We start from the raw sequence: 779 nt of genomic DNA on the forward strand, positions 1-779 counted from the left end.
ACTGCATGAAGTTGGAATCGCTAGTAATCGCGGATCAGCATGTCGCGGTGAATACGTTCCCGGGTCTTGTACACACCGCCCGTCACACCATGGGAGCGGGTTTTACCAGAAGTAGGTAGCTTAACCGTAAGGAGGGCGCTTACCACGGTAGGATTCGTGACTGGGGTGAAGTCGTAACAAGGTAGCCGTATCGGAAGGTGCGGCTGGATCACCTCCTTTCTAGAGTCGCACGACTCATCAAGCGTTCACACTTATCGACTGTAATTAAGAAGAACAGCATTTGGGGCTGTAGCTCAGCTGGTTAGAGCACCGTGTTGATAACGCGGGGGTCGTTGGTTCGAGTCCAACCAGCCCTACCAGTCATACCCAATGGGGGATTAGCTCAGCTGGGAGAGCACCTGCTTTGCAAGCAGGGGGTCGTCGGTTCGATCCCGTCATCCTCCACCAAAAGTTCAAATGTAAAGGTAGACCTTTAGATTTGATCTTTTAGAGATCAAGTGCTGTATGTTCTTTAACAATCTGGAAGAAGTAAGTAAATTTTTATTGATCGTTTTACGGTAAAACGTAAGACGATGGGTAATGATTGTATGTATCAACAAACGCATTAACGTAGTACTTCTTATTCCTATAAACGCTTTCTGTTAGTCGCAGAAGCTAACGTTATAGGGACAAGTGAATAAGTGCACATGGCGGATGCCTTGGCGATTACAGGCGATGAAGGACGTAGTAGCTTGCGATAAGCTGCGGGGAGTTAGCAAACAAACTTTGATCCGCAGATT

2 tRNA genes and 2 rRNA genes are annotated in these 779 nt (G+C 47.5%); all 4 read left to right on the forward strand.

The window, feature by feature from the left end:
• Positions 1-219: ribosomal RNA gene (locus GTP23_RS22400) — 16S ribosomal RNA — on the forward strand; the annotation flags it as partial.
• Positions 220-282: 63 nt separating this feature from the next.
• Positions 283-359: transfer RNA gene (locus GTP23_RS22405), tRNA-Ile, on the forward strand.
• Between the two features lie 12 nt (positions 360-371).
• Positions 372-447, forward strand: a tRNA-Ala gene (locus GTP23_RS22410).
• A gap of 219 nt (positions 448-666) precedes the next feature.
• A 23S ribosomal RNA gene (locus GTP23_RS22415) occupies positions 667-779 on the forward strand; the annotation flags it as partial.

Origin of the sequence: Duganella fentianensis (genome assembly GCF_009857835.1) — a bacterium.
Lineage (GTDB): Bacteria > Pseudomonadota > Gammaproteobacteria > Burkholderiales > Burkholderiaceae_D > Rugamonas > Rugamonas fentianensis.